We start from the raw sequence: 14,535 nt of genomic DNA, 5'->3' as shown, positions 1-14,535 counted from the left end.
CTGCTGTGCCGGTACGCAGTTTGCTGCGCAAACCGCCCAACACTGCCGTCAAATTAGACAGACCAGTTAGTCAATTCGGTTTGACTTTGGGTATCACTCGTCAATAATCGGTGACTAATCACGGGTGGGAGTGCTCAATGCCGAGAGGGAAGATCACACGCCGCGATTGGCTGAAGACCGGGGCCGCGACCATGGCCGTCGTGTCGTTTCCGGCGATCGTGCGGGCGCAATCGCTGAAGTCTCTGCGTGCGGTCTCTCTGCAGACCGACTGGATCTACGGCGGACCGAACGCCGGCTTCCTGGTCGCGAAGGAGAAGGGCTACTTCGCCGATCAAGGCCTCGACGTCTCCATCAACCAGGGCAAGGGCTCCGGCAACACCGCGCAGATCGTCGCGTCGAAAGCCGCGCAGTTCGGCTTCGCCGACGGCTACGTCGTCGGCAACACGGTGTCGAAGGGCGCCAAGCTGAAGATGGTCGCCGGGATCTATCGGCGGAATCCATGCGCCGTGCTCGTGCTCGAGGGCTCGGACGTCAAGGAGCCGAAGGATCTGATCGGCAAGACCGTCGGCATCACCACCGGCTCGGCACAGTTCCAGCAATTTCCGGCGTTCCTCAAGAGCTCGGGAGTCGATCCCGCGTCCGTCCGAGTCGTCAATGTCGACGGTGCCGGCGCCGGCCCCGCGCTGATCAACGGCCAGGTCGCGGCGATCGCCGGCTTCGCCCAAGGCTACATCCCGTCGATCGAGATCCGCGGCAAGAAGAACGTGCGGCCATTCTGGTACTCCGACGCCGGGTTGGTCTGCATGAGCAACGGCCTGATCGTGCACGACGACATGCTGTCCGAGCCGGATGTCATCCGCGGCATGGTGCTTGCGAGCGTGAAGGGGTTCCTCTACGGCCGCGCCCATCCCGACGAACTGACGCAGGTCGTGAAGAAATATCTCGAGTCGACCGACCCGGCGATCACCTTGCGGGAGGCGCAGCTGTCGTGGAGCACCTGGGTCACCCCGACGTCGGCCAACAAGCCGCTCGGCTGGATGCCACCCGAGGATTGGGCCTCGACCGTGGCGGTGCTGAAGGCGAACGCCGGAGTCACCACGGCGCTCGAGCCGGCAGCGCTCTACACCAACGATTTCGTGCCCACGGGCCGGGAGTTCGTCCCGCCGCAGAGCGTATAACTCCGGCAGGGGAAAGGTGATCGTGCGCCGCCGCGCCCGATCACCGTGCCGATGCAGCGCCGCCGCGGCGAACCCCGCGGCCGGCGGATCCGGCCTGAAGAGGCGCCAAAACGAAAAGGCCGGCGCGATCGCGTGATCGCACCGGCCTCGATGGCTGGTCCCGGTGTCGTCGCGGCCAACGCCGCGCAGGGCTCAGGCCTTGAGATGCGCGTCGCGGCGCTTGTACAGTTCGTCGTCGGCGTAGCCCATCGTTTCTGGCTTGCCGCGACCGATCATCACCTGGAAGTACACCGGCTCCAGGCTGTCGTTCTGATAGCCGTGGATCACGCCCGCGGGGCAGGAGATGCACTCCCACGGTCCGAGGCGACGAGTGATGCGGCGGCCGCTCTCGTCCTCGACGAACACGTCGAGATGGCCCTGCAGCACGAAGAACACCTCTTCGGCCTCGTGGGTGTGGGGTGCGTTGCCCTGGCCGGGCGGCACGAACATGATCGACAGCGTGAAGTTGCCGGCCGGGATCACGGTGGAGTCGTTGTACTTGCCGGAACCGCCGGCGCCGATGAAGCGGTGCTGGGCGCGCTTGTAGCCTTCGATTTTGGCGTCCTCGAAGGCTGCCCAGTCGGCCCTGCGATCTGCGTAGCGCGCGACGTAACGTTCGATGATTTCGTCGATCGAGACGCCTTCGAGCTCCTTCGGGCGTGCGTGTCTCGCCGTGGCCATGTCAAATTCCTCCAGAACCGTTCACAAGGAGTGTCAGTACGTCATGGGTATTTTGTGTTGACTAACTAGTCAACGAATTTTGCCGCAGTAGTGCCGGCGGTTTGTTTGCATGGCAGATGCGCTACCCGGCCTCGCTGCGTCAAACGATGATCAGACCGGCGCGTTTCTTGATGCTCTGCACGAGACTGTAGGGCGCCAGCATGGATGTCTTGGGATTGGCGGGCAGGGTGGCCGAGCGCGTCGTCATGGCGATTTCGCCGAATGCGCCGCGGGCCACGAAGGAGTGATTGTTGCCGTTCGACGCCGGGTCGACGACGAGGCTCACCTGCGTGCGCTCGAAGCCGAGTCCGGCCAGTGCGATGGCCGCGACCACGTTGGCGTTCTGTGGGAAACGGAGCGCCGCGGTACGCGCGTCGCATTCGAGGAATGTCACGGCCGACGTGATCGATGTCAGGTCCACCATGTCTTCCGCGGGCGTGTGGGTCCAAGCCGCTGGCGCCTTCTTGCCGACATAGGACACCGAATCCAGACCGGCCTCGCGCGCCGTGCTCAGGGCGTCGAGGCCTCCCAATGCGCCGGCGGCGATCAGAAGGCGGCCGCCGTTCCGGGCGGCTGTCCGCAATTGCTGCTCGAGCGCCGGATCGGCGAGGGCGCCGACCGAGACCACCAGCAGATCGACGCCGCTGCGCAGAACGGCCTCGCCGCATTCCGAAAGGGCGCGATGGCCGGCGCATTCGACGACCAGGTCGGGGCGGGTTGCCAGCAGCGCGTCGAGACTGGTGACGACGCGCTCGGTGCGATCGGCCGGCGTCGGCACCGAATAGATCGCCGCTACCTCGACATCCGGAACGGCATCGAGCTGTTCGATCAGGAACCTTCCGATGGCTCCGTAGCCGATGACGGCGATCTTCAATGGCGGCCTCGATCCAGGTAAACGCGTTACGACTTTCGTGCTACAACCAATGTTGACTAAATGGTCAACATAATGTCAAGTCGTCATGGCTGACGCCGGGGCCGCCGGTACGCGCGACGTCGCGGCATCGGCGTCTCCCACCGCGCGCTGAGCAATGGGGTCATATGCAGCCTGATAAGGACGGTCGTTTCGTCGTTTACAATCCCTGGACGGCCCAGGTGGCGTTTACGACGCCGGGCACCAGCGAGGCGCGCGTCGACGAGATCGCGCGTGATGCGAAGGCCGCGTTCTATCAGCATCTCAAGACGCCGGGACACGTTCGGGCGGATTGGATCCAGGGCGCCGCCGCCGCGCTGGATCGGGCGCGGAGCAAGATCGTCGAGGCGATGATCGCGCATATCGGCAAGCCGCGCAAAGCCGCCGAGATGGAGGTCAAGCGCAGCGTCGCCTTCATCGCGGCCTGCGCGCAACATCTGCATACGCTGGGGGGGCAATTGGTGCCCTTAGACATGGTGCCGGCGGGAGTGGGCTCGGTCGGATTTGTGCGCCGGGTGCCGTACGGCGTCGTCGCGGCAGTCACCCCGTTCAATGCGCCGTCCAACCTGCTGGTGCAGAAATTGGCGCCGGCGCTCGCTACCGGCAACGCCGTCGTGATCAAGCCGTCGCTCGAGGGTACGCAGATCGCCGAAATGATCGCGCAAGCTTTCGTCGCGGGCGGTGTTCCCGAGGAGCTCGTGAGGGTGGTGCCGGGCGATCGCGCCGAGGCGCTGGGCCTCGCGGCGCATCGCGACGTCGACCTCGTCACTCTGACCGGCGGCACGGCGGCCGGTGATGCGCTGGCGCGGGCTGCCGGCGCGAAGCGGTTTCTCGGTGAGCTCGGCGGCAATTCGCCGAACATCGTCGCGGCGGACGCCGACCTCACGGACGCGGCGAAGCGCATCGTGCCATCGTCGTTCGAGGCGAGCGGCCAGCAATGCATCTCGACGCAAAGGATCATCGTCGAAGCGCCGGTGTTCGACCGGTTCCTCGCGCTCTTCATCGAGGCGACGAAGCGCCTCAAGGTCGGCGACCCGGCCGCGGCCGATACCGACCTCGGTCCCGTGGTGTCGCGTGTCTCTGCCGAGCGGATTGCGGCGATGATCGAAGACGCGCGTGCCCTCGGCGCCCGCGTGATCAGTTGCGGCGAAATACGGGACTGCGTGATCCCGCCGACCATCGTGGTCGAGCCGCCGGCGACGGCGCGGCTGATCCGCGAGGAGGTGTTCGGCCCCGTCGTCGTGGTGCTCCGCGCCGCCGATGTCGACGATGCCATCCGCATCGCCAATGATTGCGAATTCGGCCTGCAAGGCTCGTGTTTCACCGCGAGCCTGTCGACCGCGTTGCGGGTCGCGGACGAGGTGCGTGTCGGATCGCTGTGGATCAACGAGGCCAGCCGGTTTCGGCTCGATAACTATCCGTTCGGTGGCATGGGCCGCTCGGGCGTCGGCCGCGAAGGCCTGCCTTACGCGCTCGAGGAATACACTCAGCTCAAATTCACCGGCATGCGCGGGGTGTAGTCCGCGCAGGCCGAGGCCTGGCGTGTCAGCCGGTGGCCCGGATGAAATTGAGGCAGGCGCGGCCGAGCGCGTCTTCGGCGGTGTTGAACTGGCCGATGATCGAGGTGTGATTGTGGCCCTTGAGCCACATGAACGGCGGCGCCTTTCGCTTCGCCGCGCCGAGCCGATAGGCCAGCTCGAAGCAATACACGTCGATCAGCGGGTTTTCGAATTCCGCGCAAGCGATCAAGGTCGGCGGGCTCGTTGCGTCGACGTGGCTGACCGGCGAGACGTCCTCGTGGACCGCGGCATCGCTCCCGTAATATTCGGCGACTCGGAGCGCGTTGGGGTTGTGGGCGTGGCTATCGGCGCGGACGCGGCCGCTGATGATGAGCACGCCGGCAAGCCCGTGACCGCCATCGGCCTGGTGCCGGCGGTCGAACGCGTAGCTGCCGACATGTGCCCCGCCGGCGGAATGCCCCATCAGGAAAATCCGTTCCGGGTCGACTCCAAGGTCGGTTGCGTTGGCGCGCATCCAGGCCACGACTTTGGCGATATCGCGCGTCGCCTCGGGATAGCGCGCCTCGGGCGCCAGGCGGTAGCCGGCATTGATGCCGACGATGCCGTGCCGCGCGAAGTAATACAGGACATTGGCGTAGATTTCGCTGCTGCGATCGCGTCGTCCTTCGGTGAACGCGCCGCCGTGGACGAAGATCAGCCCCGGCCGCGGCGTCTGGGACGGTGAATGCGGCCGATAGACGTCGAAGGCCTGGCGCTCGTGCGGGCCATAGGTGATGTTGGGCTGGACGTCGACGCCTCGCTTCGGCGAGTGCTTCAGCAATTCGCTGAACTCGTCGATCATCAGCTGGATGTGGCCTTTGGTGTTGGTCGCCCATTTCGGGCCGATCTCCGCCATCAGCGTCCGGAGTTCAGCCGGAATGGCCGGAGGCGCTACGTCCTGCATCGTCGTTCCCGGCTAGAGCTTGAGCAGACGGCGGGCGTTGCCGCCGACCAGCTTGCGTTTGTCGTCCGGTGAGATCTGCAACTGCTCGATCCAGTCGGTGCCGTCGCGGTTCACCACATAGGGGTAGTCGACCGCGAACATGATGCGATCGATACCGAGCTCCAGCATCGTGCAGATCAGCGCCGGCGTGGAGAAGAAGCCGCTGGTCGTGACGTGGAAGTGATCGCAAAATTGCTTGCGGAAGTCGAGTGGCGTCTGACCCGGCCGCGCCAGGGCCTGGTTGATCCGCCACAGCAGGAAGGGCAGCGTCTCGCCGAGATGGCCGAGGATGATCTGCAGCCGCGGATAGCTTTCCAGCGCGCGGCTCAGGATCAGCCGGATCGCCTGGGTCGCGGTTTCGACGGTGAAGCCCCAGGCCGGCCGGATCACGGTCGGAAATTCGCGCGCGTAGTCGTCGTAATAGTATCGCGTGACGTCCGCGCTGGGGACCGACGGATGCAGATAAATCGGCACGTCGAGCTTTTCGGCGACCTCGAAGATCGGCCAGAATCGCTTGTCGTCGATGAATAGGCCGTTGGTCAGGCCGTGAATCATTGCGCCCTTGAAGCCGAGGTCACGGACGCAGCGTTCCAACTCGCGCGCCGCGGCGTCGGGCGCCGGCGTCGGGAGGGCGGCAAAGGCAGCGAACCGGTTTGGAAAACGCGCGCAGGCTTCGGCGAGCCGATCGTTGACGCGGCGCGTCAGCTCGGGTGCGCTATCCGGCGGCAATTTCTGCGCGGCGGGGGCACCGTGCGACAGCACTTGTACGTCGATCCTGGCCTCGTCCATCGCGCGTAGTCGCACGTCGCCGAGTTCGGTCAGCAGCGAGGACAAGGGCGAAGTGTTCTCGCCGGTTGGGAAATGGGCGACCATCTCCGGGTCCCAATAATGCTCCTCGATCGCGATCACGAGCGTCTCGTTCTGCATCGGGTGACCTTCGCGTCTTCGCTGTTGCGCCGGATGAGATCGATTGATCGCATCCGCACGTGATCGTCGCAAGGTATTCAAGTGTTGACCGTATAGTCAACATCGGACACACTCGCGGGTGCCGGGCTGGTTGGACACGTGTTCACACGCCTCCGGCGCGCGTGACGATCGCATCGGAGCCATCATGAAGCCACCGGCTTTCGACTATGCCTCTCCCTCCACGATCGCAGAAGCGGTAGCATTGCTCGGCTCCCGCGACGGCAACGCCAAGGTGCTGGCGGGCGGCCAAAGCCTGATGCCGATGCTGGCCTTTCGCCTGGCTGCGCCGGAACTGCTGGTCGATCTGAAGCAGCTGAAGGGCCTCGACCGGATCGATATCGGCGCCGACGGCGTTCGTCTCGGCGCCAAGGTGCGGTGGCGCGACATCGAGGCGGATCAGCGGCTGGCCACGGCGCATCCGCTTTTGTGCGAGGCGATCAAGCACGTCGCGCATTATCAGATCCGCAACCGCGGAACGGTCGGCGGCTCGTTGGCGCACGCCGATCCGTCCGCCGAAATGCCCGGCGTCGCCATCACCTGCGACGCGGAGCTGACGATCGTGGGCGGTTCCGGAATGCGCGTCGCCAAGGCCGCGGACTTCTTCCTTGGGGCACTCGAGACCAGCCTTAAGCCCGACGAGATTCTCACCGAAGTTCGGCTGCCGGCGTGGCCCGCGGCGCGGCGCTGGGGGTTCCTCGAATTCGCCCGTCGTAAGGGCGATTTCGCGATGGCGGGCATCGCGCTGCACTACGATTTGGACAATGACGGTCGCATCGTCGACGCGCATGTCGGCGCGATCGGGGTGGCCGATCGGCCGCTCCGATTGCCGGCGGTCGAGTGCGTGCTCGACGGCGGCGTGCTGGACGAGGCGCTGATTGCGGCCGCTTCGACTGCGCTCCGCCAATCGATCGATCCGCCGACCGACATCCACGCGCCGGGCGCCTATCGTGCCTCGCTCGCAGCGACGCTGCTGGCGCGGGCGCTCGCCAAGTCCGCCGCCTAAGGAAACCTGCATGCACGTCCAATTCGAACTCAACGGCCAGCCGGTCAGCGCCGAGGTCGAGCCGCGCACCACGCTCGCCGACTGCATTCGGAACGATTTCGGCCAGACCGGCACGCATCTCGCCTGCGAACATGGGGTTTGCGGGGCCTGCACCGTACTGGTGAACGGCGAAGCCGTGCGCGCCTGCCTGATGCTCGCCGCCCAGGTCGAAGGCGACGCGGTCACCACAGTCGAGGGGCTATCGGGCGATGAACTCACGCCGCTGCAGAAAGCCTTCCGCAAACACCACGCGCTGCAATGCGGATTCTGCACGCCGGGCTTCATCACCACCGCACATGCGCTGCTGAGCAGCGAGCCGGACGCGAGCGAAGAGCGGATCCGCGAGGTGCTGTCCGGCAACCTTTGCCGCTGCACCGGCTACGTCCCCATCGTCGACGCGGTGATGGAAGCGCGCGCCGCCTATGCCGAGGCGCAGCGATGAGCATGACGAAGGTCGCCAATTCATACATCGGTCGCCCGATGGAGCGGGTCGAGGATCTGCGCATGGTGCGCGGACGCGGCACTTATGTGGCCGACGTCAACCGGCCGAACCAACTTTATGCAGTCGTGCTGCGCAGCTCGGTGGCGCATGGCATCATCAGGTCGATCGACGTGTCCGCTGCGCTGGCGCTCGACGGCGTTCACCGGGTCCTGACGGCGAACGATTTCGGCGCCGAGGTGCCGGTGATTCCGCTGCGACTGCAACCGCTGCCGCAACTCGAGCCGTTCCATCAGCCGGTGGTGGCCTCGGGCAAGGTCCGCTATGTCGGGGAACCCGTCGCGGTGGTGATCGCCGACAGCGCGGCGATTGCGGAGGATGCGCTGGAGCGGATCGTGGTCGACATCGACCCGTTGCCGGCGATCGCCAACCGACAGCAGGCGGAAGCGATGGACTCGGTGCTGTTCGAACAGCATCAGTCGAATGTCGCCATCACCTGGACGGCGTTTCGCGGCGACGCCGACGACGCGTTCAAGACCGCCGACTATGTCCGCCGCGACCGCTTCAAGATCCAGCGGCACGCGGCGATGTTCATGGAGCCGCGCGGCTTCGTCGCCGATTGGGACGCGGCAGCCGGCAAGCTCACCGTCTGGGGTGCGGCGAAAACGGCGTGGTACAATCGCCGCGTGCTCGCCGCGGCGCTCGGACTGGCGCTGGAGGCGGTCGACCTGATCGAGGTCGACGTCGGCGGTGGCTTCGGCTCGCGCGGCGAATTCTATCCGGAAGACTATCTGATTCCGGCGGCCGCCAAGATCGTCGGACGGCCGGTCAAATGGCTCGAGGATCGCCGCGAACACATGATGAGCGCCAACCACGCGCGCGATATCGAATGCGATGTCGAGTTCGCGATGTCGAAGGAGGGGCGCTTCATCGGCCTGCGTGGCCAGATCTGGGCCGACATCGGCGCCTATGTCCGAACCAATGGATCGGTCGGCCCTCGCAATGTCGCGCAATACATGTCGGGCCCGTACGCGATCGAGCACATCGATCTGAAAAGTTCGATGCTCACCACCAACAAGACCCCATCGGGGACCTATCGCGGACCCGGGCGCTTCGAGACCGATTTCATTCGCGAGCGCATGATCGATCTGGCGGCGCGCGATCTGAACATCGATCGCGTCGAGCTGCGGCGGCGCAATCTCGTTGCCGACGCCCAGATGCCGTATCCGCTGGCGTCGATCACCCCCTACGACAGCTCGACCGAACTCGACAGCGGCGACTACCACGCGGTGTTCGATCGCTGCCTGAAGGAATTCGCCTGGGCCGACAAGAAGCACCTCAGCGGCAAGCTGATCGATGGCTACTATCACGGGCTCGCCGTCGGCAGCTTCATCGAGGGCGGCGCTGCCGGCCCTAAAGAAGAGGTGCGGCTGGTGCTCGAAATTGGCGGCGGGCTGACGGCCTATCTCGGCTCGTCGTCGGTCGGACAAGGGCTCGAGACCATCATGGCCCAGATCGCCGCGGACGCCACCGAGATCGCCTACGATAAAATCACGGTCCACCACGGCTCGACCACCGACGTCAAGGACGGCTACGGCGCTTACCATTCGCGCTCGACGGTGATGGGTGGCTCGGCGATCCTGCTCGCTGCCGAAAAGCTGAAGCTGCTGATCCGGCAGACGGCCGCCGCCCGCTTCGGCTGCTCGCCGGAGCAGGTGACGATCGACGGCGAAACCGTGCGGCACGAGGCCAAGCATCTGTCGTTCGCGGATCTGGTCGAGACGCCGCTCGAAGTCGAGGCGGAGTTTCTCAACAAGAAATACACCTGGGCCTACGGTACGCAGGCGGCGCATGTCGCGGTCGACCCGGGCACCGGACACGTCAAGGTTCTCGACTACATGTCGGTCGAGGATGTCGGCCGGATGATCAATCCGCTGACCTTGCACGGGCAGGCGATCGGCTCGATCGTGCAGGGGCTGGGTGGAGCGTTCCTGGAGCATCTGGTCTACGACGATGAAGGCCAGCTGCTTACCGGTTCGTTCGCCGACTATTTGATGCCGACCGCCTCCGACTTTCCGAATATCCGGTCGATCACGCTGGAACTGAAGCCGTGTCCGAACAATCCGCTCGGGGCCAAGGGCGCAGGCGAAGGGGGGCTGATTCCGGTCGGCGGCATCATGGCTAACGCGGTTGCGGATGCGCTGTCTCACCTCGACGTTCAGCCGATGGAGCTGCCGCTGTCACCGCCACGAATCTGGCAAATGGTTCAGGACGCCGAGGGCAGGATCCGTGCAAAGCCCTAAGTTCGATTGATTTTTCCTCTCGGCCCAGCATATTTGCAGACGGGCAGGGCGGCCTATTTCGGCCGCCGCTCGGCCATGGAGGATAACGGCTTGGCGCGCAGAAGCAGCGATCCGGCTCGCGTTCGCGAGAAGATACTCAAGCTCGCCATGGAGGAATTCGCTCGCACCGGCTTCGACGGCGCGCGGGTCGACCGGATCGCGGAGCGATCCAAGGTCAGCAAGAACATGCTGTATTACTACTTCAAGTCGAAGGAAGGGCTGTTCGTCGCGGCGCTGGAGCGGATGTACGAGGAGGTGCGCGACCAGCAGCGCGAGCTGTCCGTCCGCGCCCATGACCCGATCCTGGCGATGAGGCAACTCGTCGAACACACCTTCCAGGCGCTCGAGAGCAATCCGAACGCGATCCGGCTGATGAACGAAGAGAACAAGCAGCGCGGCCGGTTCCTGCGAAAATCCAAGCGCATCCGCGATCTCTACAATCCGCTGGTGGAAACGATCAGCTTCATCCTCGAACGCGGCCGGGTGGAAGGCGTGTTCCGGCCGGCGCTCGACTCGGCGGTCGTCTACATGACGCTGTCGTCGCTTTGTTATCATTATCTGTCCAACCGCTACACGCTCGAAATCGCGCTGGGCAAGGATCTCGCCTCGGCAGCCTCGCGCAAGACCTGGGTCGAACACGTCGGCAACATCGTGCTGCTGTACTGCACAGCAGAAGTGCCGAGCACGACCGCGCCGAAGACAGCCGTGATGCGGCAACGCGCGACGTCCGACGCGGACGCGTAGTCTTTCAACGCACATGAATGCGGCCTGTGCGGCGCATAGCCGCTTTGGCATGCGACTGTGACGCCGTGCGCGCCGCGCGGCGTTCGAATTAGCAGCCGCTGCCCAGATTCGATGCACGCTTGATACATGCCTTCGAAGTAAGACTTTTGACTAGACAAGTTCTGCGAATGACAGTTAACTGAATAGTTAACAAGGCTCGCTCGCGCGAAAGCGAGCCTTGTATTTGGTTCGGTCGGCTCCAACGCATCGCAGGAACTCACGATGGCCGCTGTTCAACCTTTGCGAAGCGGGATTTCTGCTCTGCCGGAGCAGCGACCGATCATCGAGATCGGTGGCCTGGAGAAGAGGTTCGCGACCCGCTCCGGCGATATCGTCAATGCGCTGACCAAAATCGATCTCACCATTCGCGAGAACGAGTTCGTCTCTGTGGTCGGTCCGAGCGGCTGCGGCAAGACGACGCTGCTGCGGATCCTCGCGGGCCTGGAGCGCGCGTCGTCGGGCGTCGTGCTATGCGACGGCACCGAGATTGCCGGCCCGCGCCCGGATGTCGGCGTGGTGTTTCAGCAGGCGACGTTGCTGCCGTGGAACACGGTGCTGTCGAACGTGATGCTGCCCGCACAGCTCAAGCACGACAAATCCGCGGAGGCGGTCGCGCAGGCGGAGCGCCTGCTCGCATTCATGGGGCTTCGGGACTTCGCGCAAAAGTACCCGTTCGAATTGTCGGGCGGAATGCAGCAGCGCGTTGCGATCTGCCGCGCCTTGATGCGCAACCCCCGCATCCTGCTGATGGACGAGCCGTTCGGCGCGCTGGACGCGATGACTCGCGAGTCGATGAACATGGAACTGATGCGGGTATGGTCGGAGGAGCGCAAGACCGTGGTGTTCATCACCCACAGCATCCCGGAGGCGGTCCTGCTCGGCGACCGTGTGGTGGTGATGTCGCCGCGGCCGGGACGGATTTCTGAGGTGATCGACATCGATCTCGGTCGCCCGCGCAGTCTTCACACGATGGCTACTCCGCGGTTCGGCGAGCTGTGCGACCGCATCCGCGCGATCTTCGGTGCGCAATCGATGACGGCGACCTCGCTATGAAGTTCAGCCGGAAGACGTCTCATCTGTTGCAATCGCTGCTGTTGGCGGTGCTGTTCGTCTCTGTCTGGGAAGGCTGTTGCTGGCTGTTCGGCATCTCGCAGCTGGTGCTGCCGCCACCCAGCGCGATCGCGGCCCGGCTGCAGTCGCTGGTGTTCGGCGGAATGATCTGGCCGCATTTGTGGGCGACATTGTTCGAGATCCTGAGCGGCTTTGTTCTCGGCGTGCTCGCGGGGCTCGTCGTGGGCGCGCTGATCTCGCTGATTCCGGTGCTCGAGCGGCTGATCTATCCGTATCTGGTCGCGTTGCAGACCTTGCCGAAAGTCGCGATCGCGCCGCTGTTCATCATCTGGTTCGGCTACGGGCTCACCTCGAAAGTGGTGATCACCGCGCTGGTGTGTTTCTTCCCGGTGCTGGTCAGCGTGATCGCGGGATTCCATTCCACCGACAAGGATCAGCTCGACATGATGAAGGCATTCGGGGCGACGAAGTGGCAGACGCTGGTGCGGCTGCGGATGCCGTCGGCGCTGGTGCTGATCTTCGCGGGGCTGGAAATCGCGGCGGTGCTCGCCGTGATCGGCGCGATCGTCGGCGAATTCGTCGGCGCTCAGGTCGGCCTCGGCTATCTGGTGGTGACGCTGAATTTCAGCCTCGACGTGGCCGGCGTGTTCGCGGTTCTGATCGTGTTGTCCGCGATCGGCTTGGCGATGCACGCGATCACCCGCTACGCCGCGCGCCGCTACATCTTCTGGATCAGGCGCAGCGACGCGCCGGTGATTCCCTGATCGCGCCGTCATCCTGCATCGGAGAGACTAGTCATGCATGGCCTGAATTTCGGACGTATTGTGGTCGCCGCCATTGCGAGTATCGCTGTCAGCTTGGGCGGCGTCGAGACCGCCGCGGCAGTGGAGAAGGTGCGGGTTCTGATCCCGGTGAGGAACATCGACGAGGCGTTCTCGCCGTTCGTGGTCGCGAAGGAGAAGGGCTATTTCGCCGAAGAGGGCCTCGACGTGACGTTGATCGCCGTCGGCGGCTCCAACGAGTCCGCGATCCAGGTCTCCGCCGGCAACGGCGACGTTGGCGCGGCGTCGCCCGGCGAGGCGCTGGTCGGGATGCAGACCGGCAAGCTCGACGTGCGCTACTTCTACAGCCTTTACTATCAGAACATCTGGCACATTGCGGTGCTGCCTGACAGTCCGATCAAGACCATCGCCGACCTCAAGGGTAAGAAGCTCGGCGTGCAGTCGCTCGGCAGCGCCGGCACGACGTTCGGCAAGGCTTTCGTCCAGCAGGCCGGGCTCGATCCGCAGGCGGACGTTACCTTCTTGCCGATCGGCGTCGGTGCGCAAGCGGTGACGTCGGTCCGCCAGAAATTCGTCGACGCCGTGGTGTACTGGGACGCCGCGCTTGCCAAGTTTAAATTCTCCGGGCTCGATCTGCGCGAGGTACCGGCGCCGGAAGGCATCCGCTCGCTTCCGGACGTTGGCTTGCTCGCCACCAGCGACACGATCGCCAAGAGGCCGAAGATGCTGGTCGGTGTCGCTCGGGCCGTTGCCAAGGGATACGACTTCTCGATGGCCAACCCGAAGGCAGCCGTCCTGATCACATGGAAGGACTATCCGGAGGCGAAATCGAAAAATCCCGACGCCGCGGCGGCGTTGGAGGAGGGCGTCGCCGTCAATCAGGCGCGCCTCGGCATCTGGAATTCGCCGAAGACGGAAGATCAGCATGGTCGTCTGATCGAGGCGGATTGGCAACGACTGGTGGACTTTTTCGTCGCGCAGAAGGTGCTGCCGGCGGCAGTTCCGGTGGACCGCGTCATCACCAACCAGTTCGTCAAGGATGCCAACAGCTACGACCGTCAGGCGGTGATCGCCGACGCCAAGAAGACGGACGTCTCAAAGCTGGACTGACGAGTCGTCGAACGCGCGCGACGAGAGGGACGTGAGCAAGATCTCTCGCGTCCGGGCGGACGGTGCTCTCGACGCATGATTGAGGACCTGATTGATGGCAATGACGATGAGCGGCGAGTATCTGCTCGAGGCGCCGCGGGAGACGGTCTGGGAAAGGCTCAACGATCCGGCCGTGCTGAAGGAGTGCATTCCCGGCTGTGAACAGCTGGAGCGGACCGACGACGGTTTCGACGCGGTCGCGAAGATGAAGGTCGGGCCGGTGTCGGCGCGGTTCAAGGGCAAGGTCAGGCTCAGCGATCTCGATCCGCCCAACGCCTACAAGATCTCCGGCGAAGGCGAGGGCGGCGTCGCGGGCTTCGCCAAAGGCGGCGCATCGGTGGCCCTCACCGAGCACGACGGCGGCACGCTGCTGAAATATCTGGTCGAGGCGCACGTCGGCGGGAAAGTGGCTCAGCTCGGCCAGCGTTTGATCAACGGCGCTGCGAAGAAGCTCGCCGACGAATTCTTCACGAAGTTCGCCGCCATCGTACAGCGCTGAACGCCGCTGATGCCGTGCGGCATGACGCCTGCGGGCCGCAGCCGCAGCGGGTCCTGCGGCCCTGAGCGAGCGGCGCCGGACGAGTGAGATCCGGCCGCTTCGGCATCGGGGGA

14 protein-coding genes are annotated in these 14,535 nt (G+C 64.8%); 10 read left to right on the top strand and 4 right to left on the bottom strand.

Features of this window, described 5'->3' with window-relative positions; genetic code table 11:
• Positions 1-137: 137 nt before the first annotated feature.
• Complete coding sequence (locus LPW26_RS11510; RefSeq protein ID WP_238735273.1) at positions 138-1,178, top strand: ABC transporter substrate-binding protein; 1,041 nt, start codon at positions 138-140, stop codon at positions 1,176-1,178.
• Positions 1,179-1,370: 192 nt separating this feature from the next.
• Here LPW26_RS11510 and LPW26_RS11505 read toward each other — a convergent pair whose 3' ends face one another.
• Positions 1,371-1,898, bottom strand: coding sequence for a cupin domain-containing protein (locus tag LPW26_RS11505; protein ID WP_011441991.1), 528 nt, complete (start codon positions 1,896-1,898; stop codon positions 1,371-1,373).
• A gap of 139 nt (positions 1,899-2,037) precedes the next feature.
• Positions 2,038-2,811, bottom strand: coding sequence for an aspartate dehydrogenase (locus tag LPW26_RS11500; protein WP_238735272.1), 774 nt, complete (start codon positions 2,809-2,811; stop codon positions 2,038-2,040).
• A gap of 164 nt (positions 2,812-2,975) precedes the next feature.
• Between LPW26_RS11500 and LPW26_RS11495 the strand changes: the two genes are divergently transcribed.
• Positions 2,976-4,367: an aldehyde dehydrogenase family protein gene (locus tag LPW26_RS11495; RefSeq protein ID WP_238735271.1), complete on the top strand. Its 1,392-nt coding sequence runs from the start codon at positions 2,976-2,978 to the stop codon at positions 4,365-4,367.
• Positions 4,368-4,392: 25 nt separating this feature from the next.
• Here the strand turns inward: LPW26_RS11495 and LPW26_RS11490 are convergent, their stop codons facing one another.
• Together LPW26_RS11490 and LPW26_RS11485 are read right to left on the bottom strand one after the other, a co-directional pair.
• Positions 4,393-5,310 (bottom strand): alpha/beta hydrolase, encoded by a 918-nt coding sequence (locus LPW26_RS11490; protein WP_238735270.1) that lies wholly within the window; start codon positions 5,308-5,310, stop codon positions 4,393-4,395.
• Between the two features lie 12 nt (positions 5,311-5,322).
• Positions 5,323-6,276: an amidohydrolase family protein gene (locus tag LPW26_RS11485; protein WP_238735269.1), complete on the bottom strand. Its 954-nt coding sequence runs from the start codon at positions 6,274-6,276 to the stop codon at positions 5,323-5,325.
• A gap of 184 nt (positions 6,277-6,460) precedes the next feature.
• Between LPW26_RS11485 and LPW26_RS11480 the strand changes: the two genes are divergently transcribed.
• The 8 genes from LPW26_RS11480 to LPW26_RS11445 all read left to right on the top strand — a co-directional run bounded on the left by LPW26_RS11480 (position 6,461) and on the right by LPW26_RS11445 (position 14,422).
• The gene (locus tag LPW26_RS11480; RefSeq protein WP_238735267.1) at positions 6,461-7,318 is read left to right on the top strand and encodes an FAD binding domain-containing protein; all 858 of its coding nucleotides are present in this window, start codon (positions 6,461-6,463) and stop codon (positions 7,316-7,318) included.
• Positions 7,319-7,328: 10 nt separating this feature from the next.
• Positions 7,329-7,799 (top strand): (2Fe-2S)-binding protein, encoded by a 471-nt coding sequence (locus LPW26_RS11475; RefSeq protein WP_238735266.1) that lies wholly within the window; start codon positions 7,329-7,331, stop codon positions 7,797-7,799.
• Positions 7,796-10,099, top strand: a complete 2,304-nt coding sequence (locus LPW26_RS11470; protein WP_238735265.1) for a xanthine dehydrogenase family protein molybdopterin-binding subunit — start codon at positions 7,796-7,798, stop codon at positions 10,097-10,099. The genes LPW26_RS11475 and LPW26_RS11470 overlap by 4 nt, the downstream gene beginning before the upstream one ends.
• 90 nt (positions 10,100-10,189) lie before the next feature.
• Entirely contained in the window at positions 10,190-10,882 is a 693-nt protein-coding gene (locus tag LPW26_RS11465; protein ID WP_238735264.1) for a TetR/AcrR family transcriptional regulator, read from the top strand.
• Between the two features lie 261 nt (positions 10,883-11,143).
• Entirely contained in the window at positions 11,144-11,974 is an 831-nt protein-coding gene (locus tag LPW26_RS11460) for an ABC transporter ATP-binding protein (protein ID WP_238735263.1), read from the top strand.
• Entirely contained in the window at positions 11,971-12,756 is a 786-nt protein-coding gene (locus LPW26_RS11455) for an ABC transporter permease (RefSeq protein ID WP_238735262.1), read from the top strand. Before LPW26_RS11460 ends, LPW26_RS11455 begins: the two co-directional genes overlap by 4 nt.
• 33 nt (positions 12,757-12,789) lie before the next feature.
• On the top strand, positions 12,790-13,884 hold the full coding sequence (locus LPW26_RS11450; protein WP_238735260.1) for an ABC transporter substrate-binding protein: 1,095 nt from the start codon (positions 12,790-12,792) through the stop codon (positions 13,882-13,884).
• A gap of 94 nt (positions 13,885-13,978) precedes the next feature.
• Entirely contained in the window at positions 13,979-14,422 is a 444-nt protein-coding gene (locus tag LPW26_RS11445; RefSeq protein ID WP_238735258.1) for an SRPBCC family protein, read from the top strand.
• Positions 14,423-14,535 lie beyond the last annotated feature (113 nt).

The organism is Rhodopseudomonas infernalis, from assembly GCF_022271405.1.
Taxonomy (GTDB): Bacteria; Pseudomonadota; Alphaproteobacteria; order Rhizobiales; family Xanthobacteraceae; genus Rhodopseudomonas; species Rhodopseudomonas infernalis.
The sequence above is the reverse complement of the archived record's forward strand: the minus strand, read 5'-3'. Positions and strand labels throughout refer to the sequence as shown.

Excerpts from the sequence above, each read along its gene's own strand:
- LPW26_RS11510 (WP_238735273.1), top strand. The coding sequence starts at position 138 with ATGCCGAGAGGGAAGATCACACGCCGCGATTGGCTGAAGACCGGGGCC.
- LPW26_RS11505 (WP_011441991.1), bottom strand. The coding sequence starts at position 1,898 with ATGGCCACGGCGAGACACGCACGCCCGAAGGAGCTCGAAGGCGTCTCG.
- LPW26_RS11495 (WP_238735271.1), top strand. The coding sequence starts at position 2,976 with ATGCAGCCTGATAAGGACGGTCGTTTCGTCGTTTACAATCCCTGGACG.
- LPW26_RS11490 (WP_238735270.1), bottom strand. The coding sequence starts at position 5,310 with ATGCAGGACGTAGCGCCTCCGGCCATTCCGGCTGAACTCCGGACGCTG.
- LPW26_RS11485 (WP_238735269.1), bottom strand. The coding sequence starts at position 6,276 with ATGCAGAACGAGACGCTCGTGATCGCGATCGAGGAGCATTATTGGGAC.
- LPW26_RS11480 (WP_238735267.1), top strand. The coding sequence starts at position 6,461 with ATGAAGCCACCGGCTTTCGACTATGCCTCTCCCTCCACGATCGCAGAA.
- LPW26_RS11475 (WP_238735266.1), top strand. The coding sequence starts at position 7,329 with ATGCACGTCCAATTCGAACTCAACGGCCAGCCGGTCAGCGCCGAGGTC.
- LPW26_RS11470 (WP_238735265.1), top strand. The coding sequence starts at position 7,796 with ATGAGCATGACGAAGGTCGCCAATTCATACATCGGTCGCCCGATGGAG.
- LPW26_RS11460 (WP_238735263.1), top strand. The coding sequence starts at position 11,144 with ATGGCCGCTGTTCAACCTTTGCGAAGCGGGATTTCTGCTCTGCCGGAG.
- LPW26_RS11455 (WP_238735262.1), top strand. The coding sequence starts at position 11,971 with ATGAAGTTCAGCCGGAAGACGTCTCATCTGTTGCAATCGCTGCTGTTG.
- LPW26_RS11450 (WP_238735260.1), top strand. The coding sequence starts at position 12,790 with ATGCATGGCCTGAATTTCGGACGTATTGTGGTCGCCGCCATTGCGAGT.
- LPW26_RS11445 (WP_238735258.1), top strand. The coding sequence starts at position 13,979 with ATGGCAATGACGATGAGCGGCGAGTATCTGCTCGAGGCGCCGCGGGAG.